We start from the raw sequence: 21,934 nt of genomic DNA on the forward strand, positions 1-21,934 counted from the left end.
ATAGCATATTTTAGAGATATTGTTACTTTTCTGTTGTAAATAGTTTTTCAAGGAGCGTGATCATGGTAATAATCGTAGTTATCGAGATCGAGGTAGACGTCGTGGAAAGCAAATGTTTTTTTGAAAAAACTTTGTTAATTGAAGTAAATTTATTATTTTTGTTCTGCCTAAACTCCTTATCTATCAATAGATAAAAGCCTAAAAGTTTTAGGATAGAAGTAAAATCAAAGCCAAAACACCATATTCATACTTATGGTTGATAAAAGTGTATGATTAGAAAATAAAACAACAAGATAACTATTTAATTTTTTTAAAAAACTAAACAATTGCGTTATGAAGGAAGATCAAAGTAATCTGCTTCGTTTAGCCTTCTCAGCTGCTCTTTGTGTAGGACTTATGCAGGCAACTACTGTTTCAGCGAAAGTTGAGACACATAATGCTGTAGTAAATGTTCAGCAACAGGGCAATGAAAAGACTATTCAAGGTGTCGTTCTTGATGAAACAGGTGCGCCAGTAATAGGTGCTACCGTAGTAGTAAAAGGAACGAAAACCGTAACTGTAACCGACATTGATGGTAACTTCTCTTTGAAAGCTCCAGTGGGTAGCACCATCGTTATTACCTATATAGGTTATAACGCAAAGGAAGTAGCAGCTACAACCGAAAAGCTATCTATTACTATGCAGCCAAACACCAACGACCTAGAGGAAGTGGTCGTAACAGCCCTCGGTATTAAGCGTGCTGAAAAAGCATTGAGCTACAATGTTCAGCAGGTGAAGGGCGATGATGTGCTGAGAAACAAAGATGCCAACTTTATCAATAGCTTATCGGGTAAGGTGGCAGGTGTTAATATCAACGCTAGCTCTTCAGGTGCTGGTGGAGCTTCAAAGGTTGTTATGCGTGGTGCTAGAAGCATTGAGCAGAGCAGCAATGTGCTATATGTTATTGATGGTATTCCGATGTTCAATCAAGGTGGAACAGGCGGATCAGAATTCGAGTCGACGGGTGTTACCGAAGCCGTAGCCGATGTCAATCCAGAGGATATTGAGTCGATGTCAGTCCTCACAGGTGCTGCCGCTGCCGCTCTTTATGGCAACCGTGCTTCTAACGGTGCTATCATCATTACGACAAAGAAGGGAAAAGCGGGTAAGACAGAGCTAACAGTGAGTCAGACCACCGAGTTTACTACAGCTTTCCGCCTGCCTAAGTTCCAAAATCGTTATGGCACAGGTTCTGGCCTTCAAGATGCTGGTGCCGACTCTTATAGTTGGGGAAAACTTCTCAATGAAGCCAACTATTATGGTTATGATCCTAAACGCGACTTCTTAAAGACGGGCGTGATGACGACAGAGAGCTTTACCCTCTCTACAGGAACAGAGCGTAATCAGACTTTCTTCTCTGCTAGTGCGCTCAATTCTGGCGGCATCATTCCCAATAATAGCTATAACCGTTATAACTTCTCTGTGCGTAACACAAGCAAGTTGCTCAATGATAAGCTAAGCATCGACCTTGGAGCTAGCTATATCATTCAGAACGACCGCAATATGACCAATCAGGGTGTTTATGGTAATCCACTAGTAACTGCTTACCTCTATCCTCGTGGCAATGCTTACGAAGATATGGCAATATACGAGCGTTGGGATAGTCAGCGACAAATCTATGTGCAGAATTGGAACGACCTAACTAGTGAGTTTGTAGGTCAGAACCCTTACTGGGTGGCTTACCGCAACCTTCGCACCAATAAGAAGTATCGCTATATGTTCAATGCAGGCGTTACTTATCAGGTTACCGATTGGCTAAGTGCTGGAGCACGTATTCGTATCGACAACGCTACCAATACTTTTGAAACAAAATATTTTGCTACCACTAACCGCACATTGGCAGGTATCAATGGTGGTTATGTGCTTATGAAAACCGAGGATAAGCAAACCTACGGCGACTTGATGTTGAACATCAACAAGCGTTTCTTCCAAGACAAGCTATCGCTTTCGGCTGTACTCGGTGCTTCGCTGTCAGATGTTAAGCAGAACACCTTTGGTAATCGTGGTAACGTGCGCGAAGATCTTATTCCTAATGTATTCAATATCTATCAGCTCGACGCAAAGGACGAGATGAAGGATCAGGGTGGTTATCACGATCAAACAAAATCGCTCTTTGGTAGTATGGAGCTAGGTTGGGACAATCAGTTCTATCTCACCTTAACAGGGCGTAACGACTGGCCTTCTATGCTAGCAGGCCCTCACTCTACTAAGAAGAGCTTCTTCTATCCTTCTATTGGTGCATCATGGATTATCTCTGAAACCTTCACGTTGCCTCGCCAGATTGACTACTTAAAGGTACGTGGCTCGTTTGCATCGGTAGGTATTCCTTTCCCACGTTGGTATGCTAACCCTGTATACGAATGGGATGCGAAGAGCAAGCAGTGGAAGACACAAGCCATTTACCCTCTTTACAACTTGAAGCCCGAAACTACCAACTCATGGGAATTTGGTTTGCAAGCTAAGTTGTTTAAGCACTTCAATATCGACTTCACCTACTATGCTACCCGTACTTACAACCAAACCTTCAATCCACAGATTTCAGTATCATCAGGTTATAGCACGCTCTACGTACAGACTGGTGATGTTTCTAACCACGGTGTTGAGCTAGCATTGGGCTATAGCAATAAATGGGGTAACTTCGGCTGGTCGACAAACTATACCTTCTCTGCAAATACTAACCGCATTAATGAGTTGGTAAGAAACTATGTTCACCCTGAAACAGGAGCTATCATCAATAAGGATCGCTTGGAAGTGGGTGGTCTTGGCAGTGCTAAGTTTATCTTAAAAGAAGGCGGCACCTTGGGCGACCTCTATTCTAAGACCGATGTGATGCGCGATAGCGAAGGTAAGATCTATGTAGATAAGAATGGTAACATAGCACGTAATAATAATGTGGGCGACATCAAGCTTGGATCGGTTCTTCCTAAGAGCAATATGGCTTGGCGTAACGACTTCAGCTATAAAGGCTTCAACCTAGCCTTTATGGTATCTGCTCGCTTTGGAGGTATTGCTTATTCGGCTACACAGGCTAGCCTTGATAAGTATGGCGTGTCAGAGGCTACAGCTGCTGCTCGCGACAAAGGATATGTATTGGTGAATGGTGAAGACAAGTTAAATCCAGAGGCTTGGTACTCGGTGATTGGTTCTGCCGATGGTATTCCACAATATTACACCTACAGCGCAACCAACGTTCGCTTGCAGGAAGCTAGCCTCGGTTATACCTTCAAGAAGAACCAGTTCTTCGGTATTGGCGAATTGTCGCTCTCTGTAGTAGGTCGTAACCTCTTGATGCTTTATTGTAAAGCTCCTTTCGACCCTGAAACAACAGCTACCACTGGTAACTACTATCAGGGCATCGACAAGTTTATGACTCCTAGTACACGTAACATTGGCTTCAATGTAAAACTAAAATTCTAAATCTACAATGAAACAAATAAAATCTATCATACTGACAACAGTATCTGCTAGTTTGCTACTCACGTCATGTACTGAAGGCTACGAAGCTATGAATATGAACCCTGGCGGCGTAACCAAAAAGGAAATGGAACGTGATGGCTATAGTCTAAGATCTGCAATGCTTAACCTAGAGAATTGGGCTATGCCTACAGATGTTAACACCTGCCAACTTATTGATTGCTTGGGTGGCGGCACATGGGGTGGCTATTTGTCGGATAGCAATAGTGGCTTTAATGGTAAGAACTTCTCTACCTTCTGTACAGATGAGGGGTGGAACAGTTCTTTGTTTAAAGACATCATTCCACCGATGTTTCTCTATACAGGCAAGGTAGCTGAGGCTACGAACGACCCTGTTCCTAACGCGGTAGCTAAGATTATCAAGGTGTTCGGCTTGCAACGTGTTACCGATGCTTTTGGTCCTATCCCTTATACCCACGTGGGCAAGGAGGGTAAGCTTAACGCTCCCTACGACGATCAAAAGACTGTTTACTACGCGATGTTCGATGAATTGAATGCAGCCATTAAGACCCTAACAGAGCGCCAAACTGCCAACTTTAATGGTAAAGCCGATCATATCTTTGGCGGTAATGTAGTAAAATGGGTGCGCTTTGCTAACTCTTTGAAGCTACGTATGGCCTTGCGTATCGTCAACGTGGATCCTGATAAGGCAAAGCAAGAGGGCGAAAGTGCTGTTACAGGGCTTGGTGTTATGAAGGGCAACGACGATACAGCACAGATGACCCCTGCTGGCAAAAACCCATTCTATGTGGTAATGCACGAATACAATGGTGGCGACTCACGTGTCAATGCTAACATCACTACCTTTATGAATGGCTATGACGACCCTCGTCGTTCTGCTATGTTTACAAAGACTACCTTTGCCGATAAGGACAACGCTTATAATGGTTTGAGAAGTGGTATCATCATTCCTGGTGCTGATATAGCACATGCTTACTCTAACTATAACGTAACAATGACAACTCCTTTGTTATGGATGAATGCTGCCGAAGTGGCTTTCTTGAAAGCTGAGGCTGTGTTGCGTGGTTGGAATATGGGTGGCGGCACTGCAGAGCAGTTCTACAATGAGGGTATTCGTCTATCGTTCGATCAGTGGAAGGTTGCTGGTGCCGATAAGTATCTTGCTAATGATACTCGTACCCCTGCAGCTTACATCGACCCTGCTGGCGATAATGGTTTCTCGAATGCACCTTCTAATATCACTATTAAGTGGGACAGCAATGCTAGCTTCGATACTAACCTAGAGCGTATCATAACCCAGAAATGGATTGCTAACTTCCCATTGGGACACGAAGCGTGGTCAGAATATCGTCGTACGGGTTTCCCACGTTTGATGCCTGCAATGGTAGATAAGAGTGGTGGTATCGTAGACCTTAGTCGTGGCGCACGTCGCCAGACCTTTACTCAGGCCGAGCGCTCTGATAACCACGATAATTATCTCAAGGCGGTAGAAATGCTAGGCGGTCCCGATAATCTGTCTACAGATGTTTGGTGGGCTGCAAAGAAGAAGTAAAACATCTGATATATAAACAAAAAAGTTAGTGTAACATAAGAACAAACAAAATATGAAACACATTATAAAATATATAGCATCTTCCTTCGCCTGTGCTGCTGCGCTCTTTGCAATGACAGCGTGCGACACCGATGTGGAGAGTGTTACAATCAATGAGCCAGGCATCAATAATCAGAATGCTGCGCTCTATGAAAGCTATCTCGCTAATCTTCGTGCTTACAAGCAAGGTAAGCACAAGATAGCTATAGGATGGTTTGACAATAGTCATCTTGTGCCTAACTCGCAAGGACAACAGATGAAAGCTGTGCCAGATAGTCTCGACTATCTTGTATTGACAGCTCCTAACAGCATCAACGAGGAAAGCCTAAAGAGCATGAACTACTTGCGTAACGTGAAAGGTACAAAGGTATTGTATGCTATCAACTTTGAGACGATCCGAACCGACTATCTTGCTAAAGCCAAAGCTTTTGCAGAAGATAAGAAAAATGAAGGTAAAACCTTTAAAGTGTTCAACGACTTCTTAGTCGACACCGTAAAAGTATCGCTCGATATTTGCACTAAGCACAACTACGACGGTATCATAATGGCTTACAATGGTAAGTATAAAAACTATATGAGCGAAAAGGAGAAGGCAGAGTTTACCTCGTGGGAACACGACTTCATAGGCATTGCTATCGACTGGGCAAAACGTCATACCGACAAGCTCTTATTCTTCCAAGGCAAGCCACAGAATGTTATCAATCAGGAAATCTTCTCGTTTGCAAAATATATTATCATTCCTTGCAACGAAGAAGTTACTGCTGCTGGAGTGGCTAAGAATGTCAACTTTGCCAATGTGGAAGGTGTGCCAATGGATAAAATTATTCCTTCGGTGATGATGTATTCGCTCGATGCTACCGACACAAAGACAGGCTATTGGACTAACAACCAATATGCTGCACTTGGTGCTGCTCGCTGGGCTATAACCGAACATACCAACTACGATATTGCTGGACTATCTCTCGTCGATATAAATGCCGATTATTATCATTCAGCATTTACTTATCCAGTGGTAAGAAAAGCTATCTCTATCATTAATCCTTCCGTTAAAGAATAACCTGACATGAAAAAGATTATAAAATATCTACCGCTCTTAGCATTGCTCTTTGTAGGATGCCAAAGCAATGATGAGGAAAACTTCGCTAACAAGGGCTTCATTGATACGAAACCTATGGTAAGCGAAACCATTATAAAAGGTACGATGACCGACTTCAGCAAAACGCTGAATATCTCGCTTGCTCGTCCTGCTGAAACAGAAGTAAAGGCTACTTTTGCTGCCGATCCTTCGCTCGTTGATACTTATAACAAGGCTTACTATGCTCATGCTACCGCCTTACCTACAGAGTGTTATAAGCTAGAAACAAGCGAGGTGAGTGTTCCTGTGGGTAGTGTGAAATCGACCAATGCAACGATTACCTTCCAGCAGCTCAATACGCTCAATCGCGATTTAGTATATGTACTTCCTGTAAAGGTTACATCGAATAATATCGACTTGTTGAGTTCTTCCAAGACCTATTACTATATTTTCCGTGCAGGATCATTGATAAATGTGGTAGCCGATATGGAGAATAGCAACTATCTCACCGTGAAATGGGCTACTCCTGACCGTGTAAGTAATATGACAAAGGTAACCTTTGAGGCACTTATCAAAGCACGCGACCTTAGTAAGCTCATCTCTACTGTGATGGGTATAGAGGGCAACTTCTTACTTCGTATTGGTGATGCCGATCGTAAGGGTAACCAGTTGCAGCTAGCTACAGGCAGTGGAGGCAATTTCCCTGCACCTGATGCAACAAAGGGGCTTCCTATCAATAAGTGGGTACACGTGGCTATGACCTTAGACTGCGAAACACATAAGGTAATAATTTACGTAGATGGAAAAATACAGTCGGAAGGCAACCTTAATCTAAGGTCTGTCGATATTAGAGGCAATGGTTCTGATCGCGACTTTATGATAGGTTTTTCTTATTCTTCTGGGCGTGAGCTAGATGGCTATATCTCGGAAGTTCGTGTGTGGGACGTGGTACGTACGCAGGAGGAAATAGCTAAGAATATCTATAGTGTTGATCCTAAGAGTGAAGGCTTGGTGGGCTATTGGAAGCTTGACGACCAAAGTGGCACAGAAGTGAAAGATTATACTGGCAATGGCAATACTGCTACGGCAAATGCAAAGCTAAAATGGTTTAATGTATCGCTTCCAGAGAAGTAAAAACTTAATAATTCAATCCAATTAATTAAGATTTCTAATGAAAACAAACTATATAAAATTATTATCACTATTGCTTGGTGTAGGAGGTTTAATAGCCTCTTGCTCAGACAGTGTAGATGTGGGCAGCGTAAGCGAAAAAAGCTTTGAAACGCCTGCAAAGACTATGGTATTTCTTACTGATAAGTATGGCAATATGAAGGCAGACTCTGTTGTGTTCAACAACGCTGCTACGATAGATATGTATGTTAATGTTAATCAGACGCTTGACAAGCAGGAGCAGTTTTCTGTAACTTACGATCCATCGGTGCTGGAAGCTTACAACAAGGAGCATAACACGAGTTATCAGGCACTGCCCGAAAATCTAGTTACCGTAGGCGAAGCTACGCAGGTGGAAAAGGGCAACAGCAAGTCGGCTCCTATCTCGGTAGCTTATAAAACAGATGCTGCACTTGAAGAGAATGGCACTTATGCCATTCCACTCTCGCTAAAGGGAAAGGGTGTTGAAACCTCTAAGGACGGCAACTTTGTACTTTTGGTAAAGGATATTTCTAAGATGCCCGATTGCCATAAGAACTCGCCTTTCATAAATATTTCTATGCCTGAAGTAAATAATAGTAATCCTTTGAATGCGCTTTGCTTTACATTAAAAAATAGCAAAAAATACTTCTTCGATCAGGTAGTCCTCTTTGCTGGTAATATCAACTACAATGAGGAAACAGGTGAGGTTTATAACAAGAACAACGAAAATGTTACCCAGCTACTCAACTATAAGGAGAAGTATCTCGCCCCATTGCGTGCAAAGGGCATAAAAGTTATTATGGGTATTCTTGGTAACTGGGATCGTGCTGCTCTCACCAATCTTACAGAGGAAGGAGCAAAAGCATTCGCTCGCCACATGAAGGCTATGTGTGATGCTTACGATCTCGATGGCGTGTTCCTTGATGATGAGTATAGTAAACCTGGCAACTATCCTGGCTTTGAAAGTCCATACAGTAACCAAGCTTCTCGCTTGTGCTATTATCTTAAAGAATATCTAGGCAAAGATCGCCTTGTAGAAGTGTACGTTTATGGAGGTACTGCACAACTTTCAGCATACAAAGGCAAGCAGCCAGGCGAGTTCATCGACTTTGCTATTCAAGACTATGGTCAGATCTATGATCTTTCGGGCAACTATCCTGGTTTGAAACGTACGGGCATGATACAAGCTTCTAGCGAGTGTACGCAGAGCCGTTACATTTATCAGTCAAATATTAACAAAATTGTTAGCGAAAAATATGGTGGCACCATGTGGTTTGCTTTCGACCCTTCTATAAGTCGTTATAATCTTACTGTAATGCAAAACGTATCACGTACTTTTTATAACGAAGATTTGATTTACAATGAAAAGCCATTTAAGAAAGATTGGTAAAAGCTAAATAAAAAGATGATTATGAATAAAAGAATAATAAGTTCAATGCTTGCCGCAATAGCCCTTACAATGGGCTTTACGGCATGTAGCAACGACAACGACGATAGCACTGCTACAACAGTAGTTCCCGAAGCTGCTACCACCCTTGAGCTAGACTCTACGCATATCAATGCAGGTGTAGGCGAAGCTGCTTCTATGAATATCCTTAAAGGGGGTGGCGACTATAAAATATTCTCAGAAGATACCACTATTGCTAAGGCGCTACTCGAGGGAAACACGATTAAGATTACTACGCTGAAAAAGGGTATTACGGGTTTGGTGCTTTCAGATAAGGCAGGCAATTACAAGCGTATCGAAGTGAAATCGATGTATATGAAGATTGCTACAAACAAGGATACCTATGAGCTAAGTATGAAGCTCGGACACAATAGTGCAAAGGGTACGATTATTGCTACTGCGGGTAATGGTAACTATACAGCGGTAAGCGATAATACGGGCATCGTTAAAGTAGAGAAAGTATCAGGTGATAATATTATTCTTTCTGCTTTGAAAGAGGGTTCTGCTAATATTACCATTACCGATATGATGGGGTTATCTAAAACGGTTAAAGTAACTGTTGTCGTTTCTAAAATCCCATTTACGCAGGAAGAGAAAGATGCTATTATGAAGTTAGTCAATCCTATTACTGTATGGGATGATGCTAAGTATTATAACAATTCTTCTGATTCCTATGGTGCTACTTCAGGACATATATCATTCGACTATTGGAATGCAATGTATATGCACTTCTTTTTTGAGGGCGATCTAACTGTTGGTAAGAAAACACAAGGCAAGGTGAAGTTTGTTAAGGATTGGGGTGCTTCAGAACAAAACTTTGACAATGTCGAAATAGAAATCCTCAAGAACGATGGAAAACATGTTTGGGGTATCGCATCAAAGGTAGATCCTGACTATATTCATACAGGTTATTTCTATGTACCTATTGTGAAATAAAAACTTTGCTAGGGGGAGGCAAAGTGTGCTTATTAGCAGAGAAACACAGAAAATGAGTACATATTGCCCCCACTAGTAACACATACACACATACATTAATCCTAGGAGATTGCAGTTAAAAGTCTCCTAGGATTTTTTTTGGCGCTAAGGTGGTTGATATTTCGCAGCTCTGTAGGAAAAAGGGGACGGGCAACTCTCAACTCTCCTCTCTCCTCTCTCACCTCTCTCCACCCTCAACCCTCAACTCTCAATATAGCCCCTACTTATCATCATAATGCCCAATAGCCGATACGATGAACACTATCACTGTCGTATCATTGACCGTATAACGCAATCGGTTCTTCTTGTCAAGTTTCCTCGACCAGATGCCATTCACGTGTCGAAGCTGGTGAGGATGTCCAGTTCCAGTGTATGGGTGTTCCTGAAGTTCAGGAATAAGGCTCTCAAACTTCTTATAAGCTTGTACATCGGATTTCATCAGTTTAAGAAGTTCCTTTGTAGCTTCTTCCGAAAATTCTATTTGATACATTCCTCTGTGCGCTTTAAGAAGTCCGTAAGGCTCTCACCCTCCTGCATTCTGTAAGTTCTGCCGTTTTTGATGTCCTCCAGCCCTTTCTGAATAGATAAGAGTTCTTCCTTTGAAAGAAAGTCGTCATCATCGGCAACGCTAATGACAATGGGACGTGCATTTTTACGAGAAACAAAGACTGGCTCATGTTCCGCCAACTCAAAATACTTCTTCTGATTGGCTCTAAATTCTCTTGTTGATACTATCTGCATGGCGCTATTGCTATAATGTTCATAGCAAAGATAGAAACAAAAATCCAAACTTCCAAATATTTTGTGTACCCATTTGTGTACGCGCTGTAAAAAGTTTGCTTTCTTCACGCTTACCCTTGCCTCACACCCCGTAGCCGACACCCTCCTGCTGCTCCCCGACACTGCATGGTGGGGCAACCTCGGTCGTGGCGAACACATCGGTACGGTAACACGCAATAACCTTGTGGTGGCGAGTTTGAGAAAGGTTTGGGAGCGAGGTGGCGGAGCGGTATAGGATAACGTGAGACGCATCCATTCAATAATTCTGCATTTTTGTATTTAGTAATAAAATACTTAGTAATAACTTTGTTAGTAAGAAACTTATTACTAATTTTACGGTGTAATAAAAATATATCGTAATTATGGATAATCCTTTTGCATTTGGAAAAGCCGTTGAAGGCAGATTCTTCACTGACCGTCAGGAAGATACCAAGCGACTACGGGCTAACCTGACGCATGGTATTAACACTGTGCTGATTTCGCCAAGGCGATGGGGAAAAACCTCGCTTGTGAAGAAAGTGATGGCGTTGGAAGAGAATAATCCAAAGGTGAAGATGGTTATGGTCGACGTATTTGCGTGCAAGTCGGAATACGAGTTCTGCAAGTTACTTGCCACAGAGGTTATCAAGCAGACGTCCTCAAAGATTGACGAGTGGGTGGAAATGGGAAAGAATTTTCTTTCCAACATTACGCCAAAGTTCTCGTTTGGTAGCGACCCACTCAACGATTTTGAAATCTCGTTTGAGTGGAATCAGAAAGACGAAACCTGTGCTGAGATTCTTTGCTTGCCAGAGAAGATAGCCAAGAAGAAAGGCGTACGCATCGTGATATGCTTCGATGAGTTTCAGCAGATAGTCAATTTTAAAGACTCTCTGTCTTTTCAGAAGAAGTTGCGCACGGTATGGCAACACCAGCAAAGCGTTACCTACTGCTTATTCGGTAGCAAACGGCATCTTATGATGGGTATCTTTGCCGATACTTCGTGTCCTTTCTATAAGTTTGCCGATATGATGTTCCTTCAGAAAATACCTAAAGAAGAATGGGTGTCATTCATCTGCAATCAGTTTGAAACGACTGGCAAAATGATTTCGCCAGAGAATGCTAAACATATATGCGATATAACAGAATGTTTAAGTTCGTATGTTCAGCACATGGCGTGGATAGTATGGTACAAGACTGATATGCTTGTCGTTGACAAACTGATAGACCAAGCATTAGAGGAACTGCTGGAGCAGAACAAAGTGTTCTTTCAGCGTGATATAGAATCGCTGACAAGGCTTCAAAAGAATTTTCTTATAGCTCTTGCCGATGGTGTGGCTACAGGTCTTACAACAAAAAACATCATCGGTAAATATCATTTAGAAAGTTCGGCAAATGTACAAAGTGTTAAACAGTCAATGGTTTCAAAGGAGTTTATTGACGTTGTTGGCTCCGAAATATCTTTCAACGACCCTATTTTTAAAATATGGATTCAGCGGAATGTCCCGTTGATTTAAGAAAAATATCGTCCCTGAATGTTTTATCCATCAAGCAGGCTTTGTATGTGTGGCTATAAGAATGATACGCTGACACTCAAAGACCGTGTGTGGACTTGCCCTGAATGTGGGGCAGTACATCAACGTGATTTGTTAGCGGCGAACAATATACTTCGGCAGGGCATTGCCGAATAGGAGAGTGGTAGTTTGTTCCTATAGGCTGAAATGTAAAAAAATATAGAAAAGCAAAAGGCGTCCTGCTAATCCCAGCAGAACGCCTTTTATGAATAAATCCTTAAACGTTGTGATCTTTTATTATGTATTTACGCTGTGTTCTTATTATGTTGCTCTCTTTCTATACTTTTATTTCTATTTATAGATTTTCTTTTTTTTGTCGCTGCTTCTTAATTTTGTTAGCGATTAAAAGAGAACAAAAAGATTTAAAGCTTTGTATAAAATAGTTATAGCATCATCTTTTTAGGTTTACTTGAAAAGCAGGTATTCGTTCCGAACTGCCTGCTTTTTTTTCTTACTAATCAAAAATAATGTATTATGAAAACTAAATTACAATTCAAAACTTTTAAAGATCTACTGTTATACACCTTTCTAGCATATCATTTTTGTATAAAATGGTGTGCTAAACGTGTTATGTATTGCAAATATACACAAAATAAATGATACTGCAAATATTTTGGTGTTTTTTTTCTCAATTAACACTTTGTAGTGGTGCAAATGTGCTTATTTGTAACATTTATTTTGCAATTACTGTTATTAAATGATTATTTATGCACTTTTTTAAAACTGCTTGATAGCTAGTGCGTTGTAAAAGGTAATGTTTTACCGAGCAAAGGGTTATCTTTTGGTGAGTAAAACATCATCTTTTGCTTAGTAACTGATAACCTTTTAAAGCTGAAACTTTATTTGCTTGTGTTCCTCACTATTTTTACTATCTTTGCATAAGATAGGCTGCGCTCGGCAATATTCAAGCAAGCTTGTATTGCACTCGCTTGCACTATCTTTGCATAAGATAGGCTGCGCTTAACCTACGGCTACGCATATAGCATCTTTCAGATGCACTTGCTGAAAATAAAATGCTGGCACTATCCATCTTTTTGTCTCATCTACAAACAAAATAAGATTATGAAAAAAATCTTCAAAAACATTCACGTATGGCTCGCTATCCCTATAGGAATAGTGTTTGTTATCATTTCCTTTACGGGAGGAATGCTCCTCTTTGAGGACGAAATAACGGCAGTGGCACAAGCAGATATGCGCACGGTGGAGCATAATGGGAAAAGGGCTTTGCCTGCTGATAAGGTTATGGCTATAGCACAAGCCCATCTTGCAACACTTGAAACGGCTAACACGGCAAAGGAAAAGCAGAAAGCAGAAGGTAAGCAAGCTAAAGACGACGAAGAACCTATTATGCTAAAAAGCCTTACCATTGCTGCCGATCCTACACAGGCTTACAAAGTAAATCTTAACAAAAAGCGGCAAGCTTTGTACGTAAACCAATACACAGGAGAGGTAAAAGGCAAGGCGACACGCCTAGAAACGATGGCTACAATACAAAGCTTACACCGCAACTTATTGCAAAAACGTCCTAAAGACGATAGCTTTTTCTTGGGTAAAGCCGTGATAGGTTGGAGTGTTCTCATAGTGTTGCTCATCTTTATTACGGGTTTTCTGATATGGCTTCCAAGCAAAGCGAGTATGCTGAAAAACCGATTAAGTATTAACGCTACAAAGGGTTGGCGACGCTTTTGGTACGACCTCCACGTAGCGGGTGGTTTCTATGCTCTTACCTTCCTGCTTATCATTGCGATAACAGGACTTTGCTATGCCTTTCCTTGGTGGCGTTCGGGCTTGTATTCGCTTGTAGGTGCGAAATACGAAAAGGAGCATAAAGAGAAGGCACAAGCGGGCGAAAAAGGCGATAAGCCTCGTACGCTCGATGCGCATGCGTGGCAAAAAGTGGCTGATCAATTAGCGAAAACCAACCCAAACTATAAAACAATAGAGGTGAGTGAGGGGGAAGCAAAGGTAAGTTTCGACCGTTGGGGCAACCAGCGTGCTAGCGACAACTACGCGTTTGACAACCAAACGGGCAAGATAACAAAGTCAGAACGCTACGAAAACCAAAAAGCAGCAAAGCAGTTAGGTGGGCTAATCTATTCGCTCCATGTCTGTAGTTGGGGTGGCTTGTTTAGTAAGATACTAGGACTGCTCGTTACACTTATAGGAGTGATCCTACCTATTACAGGCTACTATCTATGGGCAAAACGCACACTGCGTAAATCAAAGAAATAGGCTTATATGACAGAAAATGTCGGAATGTCCGTCTTCACATCATACAGTTCATGCAATTTCACTCCTCCTTTCCCATGATGCAGTTTAGTCCACCAGTATACAGAAAGGCACAATGATATTGTTGAGGAGTCGAACGCATAGACATTGTTCGATATGAAGAAGTCCTTGACGACTCCTCGTTTCTCCCTTGCTATGGAAACCATCTTGTCTGCAAACTCCTGGAATATCTTGACCTTGCGTATTTCATTAGCCTTGCTCAAATTGCTTCTACTGACATTCTTTCCAAAACCTATCAAGAGCATCAGTTCCCTTACCATCACCAACATAGATAATCCTGCCTGTATCAAGATCAACGACAATAGTCTTGTAAATATGACCTTTCTTTACGGCAAACTCGTCAATACCAATGTTCCTAACACCTTTAAGAGAAGGTGGACTGTAGTGACGTTCGAGATAGACGGAATGAATCTCCTTTACGTATCCCATGTTACATTCAAGTGGTTGGCTACATCCTTTAATGTCATGCCACGGAGAAGATCTACTACATATTTGGCAAAACGATGGGTATAGGAGCGACTGCCTGTGGCAAAGGGTATTTTCTCCTGCTGGTCATAGTCACAATCTTTATGCTTGCATTTGTAACGTTGAACTTTCATGCGGATGATTATCTTCTTTCCACCGATAGGAAGTCCTACAAAATCCCGAATCCTGTAGCCATTCTTAACCAAATTGCGTTTACCGCACTTTGGACATACACATAACCGTTTTTTGCTTTAGACATTCAGAATAATAGTATTATCTTTGTATTCCTCTCTAGTACATTCGAGGCTGTAAAGTCCCCAAGCGTGATATAGAAAACTACTGTTCATAATTGTACATTTGTTTGTGGATATTCAAATATACAATAAATTAAGTAGTTTTCTTCTTTTTATTTATGTTATCACTCGAAATGTCGGATGAACCTTAATATAGAACTCTTCGTGGATGAATTTGGTTCAGGTAAACAAGCTCTACAAGCCTGGGATATGAACGGATCCTTGTTCTTCTATGCAGGGATTAAAGAAACTATACCTGAAACCGCCCAACAGCTTATGGAGAAAATAAAATTCTACTCGCAATATATTGATGTTGATGACTTCAAATGGACTTTCACAAGTGAGATACCACGGGACGAGCCTTACATCAGTAAACTGAACGAATATATAAATCGTCATTTGAAAGAATCAACACTGTGTATAGCCAGATAATAGTTGTCGAGAGCTAAAAATGTCAGAATAAAGTATTATAAACTAAACATATTATTGTATCTTTGCACCATAAAAGATACATTATGACGAAGTTTACCAAAGCCAACTGGATGACTAGAGGGCTGCAAGAGAAGTTGAACATTGTGGGTGAGCAGTTCCGCCTAGCCCGATTACGTCGAGACCTGACGATGGATCAGGTGGCTCAACGTGCGCAATGCACAAGGCTTACCCTCTCACGTTTGGAGAAGGGCGAGCCGACGGTGTCGCTCGGGGTGGTGATGCGTGTACTCAATGCGCTGCAGCTCGAAGATGATATACTCTATTTGGCTAAAGATGATGAACTGGGCCACATGGTACAGGACTTAGGTATCAAGAATAAGAAACGAGCATCAAAAAGATAAGATATGGAAAAGTTGGATGTGATTGCCAGTTTCGACTGGATGGATAAGGAAGAAAAGATCGGTACTCTTGGGCATGAATACCTAAGAGGCGCTGATGTTTTCTCCTTTGAGTTTGATAAAAACTGGCTCAAACACTATCCAAAGATAGATTTCGGGCGAGACCTTCGTCCTTACCCTGGGGTACAATACAGTCAGGGCAACCATATCTTTGGCTGTTTTTCTGATGCACTCCCCGACAGATGGGGACAACGATTGATAGACCTCCGTACCACACTGGAGACAGAAGGGAAAACAAGTCATACACTATCTGATTGGGATTATCTCAAAGGTGTGGAGGATGAGCTGCGTATGGGTGGGTTTCGATTCAAAGATCTATCGTCGGGTGAGTATATCAGCTGCTCACCAGATTATAGTGTGCCACCTACCATTCATATTGACGAACTTTTGCAAGCTGCCAGAGAGATTGAGAAGAGCGAGTACAAACATTTAGAGCCAGAAAAGAAATGGGTACAACGTCTCTTCCAACCAGGTTCTTCGATGGGTGGTGCCAGACCAAAAGCTTGCGTACAGAGCGATGGACATCTTTATATTGCCAAATTCCCCTCAATCAATGACGACATCAATGTCTCCCGATGGGAGCATTTCGCTCATCTGATGGCGAAAGAATGTGGTATCAATGTGGCAGAAACTCACGTGATAAAAGCTGGCAATGGTCAGGATATTCTGCTTTCGAGAAGGTTTGATAGAAATGATCAAGACCAGAGAGTCCACATGGCTTCCTCATTGACTTTGCTTGGATTGAACGATGGCGATGGTGAGCGCACAGGCAAAGGTTATCTCGATATTGTTGATTTCATTATATCGGGTGGGGGAAACCATGTAGAGGCCAATCTGCAGGAACTCTACAGACGTGTGGCTTTCAATATCTGTATTGGCAACACTGATGATCACTTCCGTAATCATGCCTTCTTACTCAACACGGAAGGCTGGGAATTATCTCCTGCCTACGACATGAATCCAACCAACAACATGTATCAAGCATTGTTGGTCGATGTCAATTCAAACGCCTCTTCTTTAGATCTCCTTTATAATGCCCATGAGCTTTATATGCTTGATGAGCACACAGCAAAGACTATCATTATGGATGTAGTTCAGAACATGATGAATTGGGAGAGCAAGGCAGTAGATGTAGGATTCACAAAAAGGGAAATAAGCTATTTCGCAGATAGGTACGAACAAGGAATCATTTTTCATTAGCTTTATCAATACTAAGTAAGAAATATAATGATCGTGCTATCTTAGCAACTTAATAATAGTTCCTTTTTAGCAGATACTCTTTCCAAATGAAAATTGTATCAATAATACGAAAAAAGAAGAATTAAAATTAGGACAATCAGAAATTTTCTCTTCTCCTTATGCCCGCCATCGACAGCATCAACCAGCGTTACAGCGTAAATACTCTCCATCTGACCGTCGAGGGCGAATGGCATCAGCTGTGGTATGCACGGAGTGAGCATCGTAGCGGTAACTACCTTACAGATATCACTCAGATTCTGACCTCCAAGGTCTGAAGAAGGTAATAAGCAAAAGGGCATTTCCGATAGGTAGGAAATGCCCTTTTGCGGTAGAAATAGCTTGCCTTAGTGGGTATCGTGTGAAGATTTGGCGGGCAATACTTGCTCAATGCCTTGCTCACGATGTACGATACGTACCTCTATGCCAAACTTCTCGTGGAGATGTTCGGCTAAATGTTGCGCACTATATACGGAGCGATGCTGACCGCCTGTGCAGCCAAAGCAGAACATCAGACTGGTGAAGCCGCGCTGAATGTAACGCTCCACATGGTGATCGGCTAGTGCATAGACAGGCTTTAGAAACGCTGTTATCTCGCCATCGTCCTCAAGGAAGCGAATAACAGGTTCGGTCAGTCCGTTGATTTTCTTATAAGGCTCGTAACGACCGGGGTTGTGCGTGCTGCGACAATCGAACACATAGCCGCCACCATTGCCTGAGTCGTCGGTAGGAATGCCTTTCTTAAAGGAGAAGCTAAACACTTTTACCACCAGCGGGCCTTTGCCATCATACTTAGAGAATGTGGCAGGACCGTCCTGTGCCTTTGCCTCATAAATATCTTTCTCGGCTGTTTTAAAACCATCGGCACGCTCCTTTTGAGGTTCCACTTTGGGTGCAAATTGTGGCAGTAGGGTAAGCCTTTGCAACACGTCCATAAGGTGAGTGTAAGGAAACTGTGCGCCTTCCATAGCGAGCAGATCACGCAAGTTTTGGATAGCTCCGGGAATCGACTCAAGGAAATGTTTCTTATGCTCGAAATAACCACGAAAGCCGTAAGCACCTAACACCTGAAGGGTGCGAAAAAGCACAAAGAGGGAAAGACGTGAAACGAAGTGGCGAACGCTAGGCACTTCGACATATTGCTTCAAACTTTCGTAGTATTCTGCCACCAATTGGCGGCGCAATTTAAACGAATACTTCGCACTTGCCTGCCATAGGAATGACGCAAGATCGTAGTAATAAGGCCCTTTTCTGCCACCTTGGAAGTCGATAAAATAGGGTTTTCCATCTCTATCGAGCATCACATTACGTGCCTGAAAGTCGCGATAGAGAAAAGCCTCCATAGGCTCGGCGGTGAGATCCTTAGCAAGCATACGGAAGTTGGCTTCCAACTTCAGTTCATGAAAGTCGACTCCCGTTGCCTTTAAAAAGCAATATTTAAAGTAGTTGAGATCGAAAAGCACCCCCTCTTGATCAAATTCTGCCTGTGGATAGCAATGAGAGAAGTCTAGTCCGTGTGCGCCACGCATCTGTATATTAGGTAGTTCGCGTATGGTTTTCTTCAAGAGTTCCTGCTCCTTAAGGTTGTATCTTCCCCCTGCTTCACGACCACCCTTTATCGCTTCAAAGAGGGAACGATCGCCAAGATCGTCCTGAAGATAACGCAACTCGTCGTCGCTCACTGCCAATACACGTGGCACAGGTAGCTTACGCTCCGTGAAATGCTCAGAAAGATAGATAAAGGCGTGGTTCTCATCACGACTAGTACCTATTACCCCAATTACCGTTTTCCCCGCTTTGTCGGTAAAACGATAGTAGCTTCGGTTGCTACCAGCCCCAGGCAGCTTCTCGGTATGTGTAGGGGTGTGTCCTGCCCACTGCTCGTATAAGGCGATTAATTTTTCCATTCTTAATCTTCCTTTTCGTCTTTCAGCTTTCTTGTAATCTCTTCTATCTCACGCTCTCCACGCTTCCTATGTTCATATTGCATCAAGAGTCCGTCGATAAGCAAAAGAATTGCCATAATGCCGCCTGTAATCCAAAGAGAGTGTGTAATGTAATATAGTCCTCCTATCACGATGAAGAGTACTAAAAAATGCTTCCAATTAATATTTGCTTTCATAACAACAAAGGTAGGAAAATAATTGAGAATTGAGAATTGAGAGTTGAGAATTTTTCTAGGGATACTAGGTATTCTAGGGGTACTAGGAATACTAGGGGTACTAGGAATCCTAGGAATCCTAGAAAACCTAGGAATGGAACTCTCTCCACTCTCAACTCTCCACTCTCCACTCTCCTAGAATGGCAACCCTATAGCAAGGTGAAGGGCTTGTGCATCGCGGAATGAAGATACGTTATAGAAGCCCGATTTGCCCGTATCGTAAGGCACATGGAGTCCGAAGCCCCAGTCGAGGCGAATCATGAAGTAGCCCAAATCATAACGAAGTCCCACACCAGTGCCAAGTGCTACCTGTGTGAGCATATTCCTAAATTTAAACTGTCCGTTAGGGCGATCCTCATCGTTGTGCATCAACCACACATTACCTGCATCGAGGAACACAGCTCCATAAAGCGATCCGAAGAGATGAGGGCGATACTCTACGTTAGCTTGTAGCTTAATATCGCCCGTTTGCTCTACATACGAATAAGCTCTCTCTGCCGAACGATACTTGCCCGGACCTATCTCGCGCACATTGAAAGCACGCACGCTATTGGCACCTCCCACATAGAATTGCTCGGTGTAGGGAGCAGCCATGCTGTTACCATACGTCCAGATAACCCCCGCATTGATATGGGCAGCAATGGTAGATTTCTTTGCCAATGCCCATGTCTTTGTAAAGTTGGTTTCCACCTTAAAGAACTGAGCGTATGGGTTTTTAAACAACTGCTTATCCTTTTCATTCCATTTTTTGCCTGCTGCTAAATATCCGAGCGATAGGATATTAGAAGCCTCACTCACCGTTGTCCACCACTTAATAGGGTTCTGATACGTGCTTGGACTCATATACGTGTATTGGAATTGCATCTTCGGGATAAACTGATCTGCCATAGATACCTTTAGATAAGGTTGCTTATCGGCTAGCTCGTCATAGGTAGGCGTAGTGGTGTTCATATACTCATAGGTGAGAATGAGTGGTGAGAGACTAAACATATTGCGCTCGTTAGGCTGCCATTGATAGGTAAACTCGCCCGATACTACATGCCGACGGAAGTATTCTGCACGATTGAGAATATTAAAAGCTGCCTTGAGAAGGGTAGTAGGAGTGGAGAAGAAAGTAGGACGTGGCTTAGCCCTGTATGTTTCGCCCTTTGCCAAAGCCTTTGCCACTTGCTTTGCTCTGTGCGCTCGTCGCCACTTCTTAGGCATACGGAAAGGGTTCAGGATACGGGGAAACTGTAAGCTTGTTTCTACACCATATTCATAGTTGTTGAGGCTAAACGTGCTACCTCCATTACTACGCGCCGACGACCATTCGTAAGATCCATGCAAATTGATATTCAGCAGTTCGCCACCTCGGAAGGCGTTACGCTTGGTAAGTCCGAGAACAAGTTCTGGACCATAACGCTGATTAGTCTTACCCTTACCATAAGCTTCAACAGAGAAATCGTATGGCTTATCAAACACGGCATCAATCTTTAGGTCGAGCACCTTACAAGTATCGGTCGAGTCGGTAGGGGTAAAGGTGAAATTGGTAGCTTGGAAAATACCTGTAGAATTTAGATTTTGACGACTCTTTTGATACTGTTCATAGCTGTAAAGGCTGCCTTTTTTTATCTTCAACTCGTTATTCAACACACGTGTACGGAGCTTAGGACGCTTACCATTGTAGTTAATCGTAAACCTACGCGACTTATGTTGCTGTGTTAATTCCTCAAAGAAGTCGTTCCGAAGATTTACCGTAATGTTGCCTATATACCACTGTCGAAGTGCTTGCTCGCCTACCGAATCGGCTAATTGAAGGCGCATCCTTGCCTTACCATGTATTGCTGTAGTGTCGGCAAGATAGCTAGCATCATTGTTTTGATAATAGTAATAGCCATTATCCTTAAACAGTGTGGTAAGACGTTGGCGTTCTTTTTCAAGGGTAGCCACATCAAAGGGGTCGCCTATATTGATCTCTGCCAATGGTTTGCTAGCCACAATGAGCGTGTCCATATAGTTGGGGAAGTTGACATATCGGATACTATCGAGTGTCCAAAGATGCCCCATATCGACTGTGTATTTTAGTTTTACCTTCTTGGGATTACGCTGCGGAACAGGCTCATAATAAACTTTTCCATTGAAATAACCTCGCTTTTTCAATAGGTTTTCACCCACCTGCACACGCAAGTTGGGCGTAACGGCGCTGATGGTAACGGGAGTAGAGCCAAAGGCTTTTACTAGCCAACGACTAAAACGGGTAGTATCCTTTGCAAAAGCGTTCCATATCCATAAGCCAATGGGGAAAGGAGAGCGAATAGACGGACTACCAAAGAGCGCACCATTTGGCTTTGAAGCAAGCACAAGGTCGAGTTCTTCTTGCACGTTCAGAAAATGGTCGTTCTTCTCGTAGTTGTTATATTTTGTTGAAAGCATACCTGTATATAGCTGCTGATCATCACGCAAACCAGCGGTAGTGCTACAAGCTGCTAGCACAAACACCCCAACACTTATAAGCAAGAGAAGGGGAAGCCCTCTCATAGCATTTCTTTTTAGGAATGGATATTTCATTAT

21 protein-coding genes and 1 pseudogene are annotated in these 21,934 nt (G+C 42.5%); 14 read left to right on the plus strand and 8 right to left on the minus strand.

The features are described from left to right. Positions 1 to 333: 333 nt before the first annotated feature. Genes PREBIDRAFT_RS09550 through PREBIDRAFT_RS09575 form a run of 6 tightly spaced genes read left to right on the plus strand, consistent with a single transcriptional unit; the run spans position 334 to position 9,675 of the window. Positions 334 to 3,456, plus strand: coding sequence for a SusC/RagA family TonB-linked outer membrane protein (locus PREBIDRAFT_RS09550; protein WP_004337986.1), 3,123 nt, complete (start codon positions 334 to 336; stop codon positions 3,454 to 3,456). Between the two features lie 7 nt (positions 3,457 to 3,463). Further along, positions 3,464 to 5,026 carry a RagB/SusD family nutrient uptake outer membrane protein gene (locus tag PREBIDRAFT_RS09555; RefSeq protein WP_004337987.1) on the plus strand — a complete coding sequence of 521 codons (1,563 nt, stop codon included), beginning with the start codon at positions 3,464 to 3,466 and terminating at the stop codon, positions 5,024 to 5,026. Between the two features lie 52 nt (positions 5,027 to 5,078). Beyond that, positions 5,079 to 6,122 carry a glycoside hydrolase family 18 gene (locus PREBIDRAFT_RS09560; protein WP_004337988.1) on the plus strand — a complete coding sequence of 348 codons (1,044 nt, stop codon included), beginning with the start codon at positions 5,079 to 5,081 and terminating at the stop codon, positions 6,120 to 6,122. Between the two features lie 6 nt (positions 6,123 to 6,128). Next, a complete protein-coding gene (locus tag PREBIDRAFT_RS09565; RefSeq protein ID WP_004337989.1) occupies positions 6,129 to 7,274 on the plus strand; it encodes a DUF1735 and LamG domain-containing protein in 1,146 nt (381 codons plus the stop codon). Positions 7,275 to 7,311: 37 nt separating this feature from the next. After that, complete coding sequence (locus tag PREBIDRAFT_RS09570; protein ID WP_004337990.1) at positions 7,312 to 8,682, plus strand: BT_3987 domain-containing protein; 1,371 nt, start codon at positions 7,312 to 7,314, stop codon at positions 8,680 to 8,682. 21 nt (positions 8,683 to 8,703) lie between these two features. Further along, positions 8,704 to 9,675: a hypothetical protein gene (locus PREBIDRAFT_RS09575; protein ID WP_155114400.1), complete on the plus strand. Its 972-nt coding sequence runs from the start codon at positions 8,704 to 8,706 to the stop codon at positions 9,673 to 9,675. 259 nt (positions 9,676 to 9,934) lie between these two features. On the opposite strand, the gene PREBIDRAFT_RS09580 is transcribed toward PREBIDRAFT_RS09575, so the two are convergent. Further along, on the minus strand, positions 9,935 to 10,204 hold the full coding sequence (locus tag PREBIDRAFT_RS09580) for a Txe/YoeB family addiction module toxin (RefSeq protein ID WP_004337993.1): 270 nt from the start codon (positions 10,202 to 10,204) through the stop codon (positions 9,935 to 9,937). Then, positions 10,192 to 10,455 (minus strand): type II toxin-antitoxin system Phd/YefM family antitoxin, encoded by a 264-nt coding sequence (locus tag PREBIDRAFT_RS09585; protein ID WP_004337994.1) that lies wholly within the window; start codon positions 10,453 to 10,455, stop codon positions 10,192 to 10,194. The genes PREBIDRAFT_RS09580 and PREBIDRAFT_RS09585 overlap by 13 nt, the downstream gene beginning before the upstream one ends. A 61-nt stretch (positions 10,456 to 10,516) precedes the next feature. On the opposite strand from PREBIDRAFT_RS09585, the gene PREBIDRAFT_RS09590 reads away from it, so the two are divergent. From PREBIDRAFT_RS09590 to PREBIDRAFT_RS09600, 4 genes are all read left to right on the plus strand, one after another. Then, the gene (locus tag PREBIDRAFT_RS09590; RefSeq protein ID WP_155114402.1) at positions 10,517 to 10,729 is read left to right on the plus strand and encodes a hypothetical protein; all 213 of its coding nucleotides are present in this window, start codon (positions 10,517 to 10,519) and stop codon (positions 10,727 to 10,729) included. A 127-nt stretch (positions 10,730 to 10,856) separates the two neighbouring features. Next, positions 10,857 to 11,990, plus strand: a complete 1,134-nt coding sequence (locus PREBIDRAFT_RS09595; protein WP_004337995.1) for an AAA family ATPase — start codon at positions 10,857 to 10,859, stop codon at positions 11,988 to 11,990. 18 nt (positions 11,991 to 12,008) lie between these two features. Continuing rightward, positions 12,009 to 12,164 (plus strand): zinc ribbon domain-containing protein, encoded by a 156-nt coding sequence (locus PREBIDRAFT_RS11290; RefSeq protein ID WP_004337996.1) that lies wholly within the window; start codon positions 12,009 to 12,011, stop codon positions 12,162 to 12,164. Positions 12,165 to 13,109: 945 nt separating this feature from the next. Further along, positions 13,110 to 14,279 (plus strand): PepSY-associated TM helix domain-containing protein, encoded by a 1,170-nt coding sequence (locus PREBIDRAFT_RS09600; protein ID WP_004337997.1) that lies wholly within the window; start codon positions 13,110 to 13,112, stop codon positions 14,277 to 14,279. A gap of 267 nt (positions 14,280 to 14,546) precedes the next feature. Here PREBIDRAFT_RS09600 and PREBIDRAFT_RS11815 read toward each other — a convergent pair whose 3' ends face one another. The 3 genes and pseudogenes from PREBIDRAFT_RS11815 to PREBIDRAFT_RS11820 form a co-directional block, all read right to left on the minus strand. Continuing rightward, a complete protein-coding gene (locus tag PREBIDRAFT_RS11815; RefSeq protein ID WP_004337998.1) occupies positions 14,547 to 14,765 on the minus strand; it encodes a transposase in 219 nt (72 codons plus the stop codon). After that, a complete protein-coding gene (locus PREBIDRAFT_RS10805) occupies positions 14,753 to 14,935 on the minus strand; it encodes a helix-turn-helix domain-containing protein (RefSeq protein WP_004337999.1) in 183 nt (60 codons plus the stop codon). The genes PREBIDRAFT_RS11815 and PREBIDRAFT_RS10805 overlap by 13 nt, the downstream gene beginning before the upstream one ends. Then, positions 14,918 to 15,025: pseudogene (locus PREBIDRAFT_RS11820) on the minus strand (transposase family protein); the annotation flags it as partial. The pseudogene PREBIDRAFT_RS11820 and the gene PREBIDRAFT_RS10805, both read right to left, overlap by 18 nt. A 210-nt stretch (positions 15,026 to 15,235) precedes the next feature. On the opposite strand from PREBIDRAFT_RS11820, the gene PREBIDRAFT_RS09615 reads away from it, so the two are divergent. The 4 genes from PREBIDRAFT_RS09615 to PREBIDRAFT_RS11905 all read left to right on the plus strand — a co-directional run bounded on the left by PREBIDRAFT_RS09615 (position 15,236) and on the right by PREBIDRAFT_RS11905 (position 17,498). Further along, positions 15,236 to 15,526, plus strand: coding sequence for a hypothetical protein (locus tag PREBIDRAFT_RS09615; RefSeq protein WP_004339803.1), 291 nt, complete (start codon positions 15,236 to 15,238; stop codon positions 15,524 to 15,526). 83 nt (positions 15,527 to 15,609) lie between these two features. Then, a complete protein-coding gene (locus PREBIDRAFT_RS09620) occupies positions 15,610 to 15,927 on the plus strand; it encodes a helix-turn-helix domain-containing protein (protein WP_004338000.1) in 318 nt (105 codons plus the stop codon). Positions 15,928 to 15,930: 3 nt separating this feature from the next. Then, entirely contained in the window at positions 15,931 to 17,184 is a 1,254-nt protein-coding gene (locus PREBIDRAFT_RS09625; RefSeq protein WP_004338001.1) for a type II toxin-antitoxin system HipA family toxin, read from the plus strand. A 158-nt stretch (positions 17,185 to 17,342) separates the two neighbouring features. Further along, positions 17,343 to 17,498: a DUF4113 domain-containing protein gene (locus PREBIDRAFT_RS11905; RefSeq protein WP_080547860.1), complete on the plus strand. Its 156-nt coding sequence runs from the start codon at positions 17,343 to 17,345 to the stop codon at positions 17,496 to 17,498. Positions 17,499 to 17,567: 69 nt separating this feature from the next. Here PREBIDRAFT_RS11905 and PREBIDRAFT_RS09635 read toward each other — a convergent pair whose 3' ends face one another. From PREBIDRAFT_RS09635 to tamL, 3 genes are all read right to left on the minus strand, one after another. Then, positions 17,568 to 19,127, minus strand: a complete 1,560-nt coding sequence (locus PREBIDRAFT_RS09635) for a RapZ C-terminal domain-containing protein (RefSeq protein WP_004338002.1) — start codon at positions 19,125 to 19,127, stop codon at positions 17,568 to 17,570. Positions 19,128 to 19,129: 2 nt separating this feature from the next. Next, the gene (locus PREBIDRAFT_RS09640; protein WP_004338003.1) at positions 19,130 to 19,342 is read right to left on the minus strand and encodes a hypothetical protein; all 213 of its coding nucleotides are present in this window, start codon (positions 19,340 to 19,342) and stop codon (positions 19,130 to 19,132) included. A 174-nt stretch (positions 19,343 to 19,516) separates the two neighbouring features. Then, positions 19,517 to 21,931 carry a translocation and assembly module lipoprotein TamL gene (tamL, locus tag PREBIDRAFT_RS09645; RefSeq protein WP_004338004.1) on the minus strand — a complete coding sequence of 805 codons (2,415 nt, stop codon included), beginning with the start codon at positions 21,929 to 21,931 and terminating at the stop codon, positions 19,517 to 19,519. Positions 21,932 to 21,934 lie beyond the last annotated feature (3 nt).

It is taken from the genome of Prevotella bivia DSM 20514 (assembly GCF_000262545.1).
GTDB classification, from domain to species: domain Bacteria; phylum Bacteroidota; class Bacteroidia; order Bacteroidales; family Bacteroidaceae; genus Prevotella; species Prevotella bivia.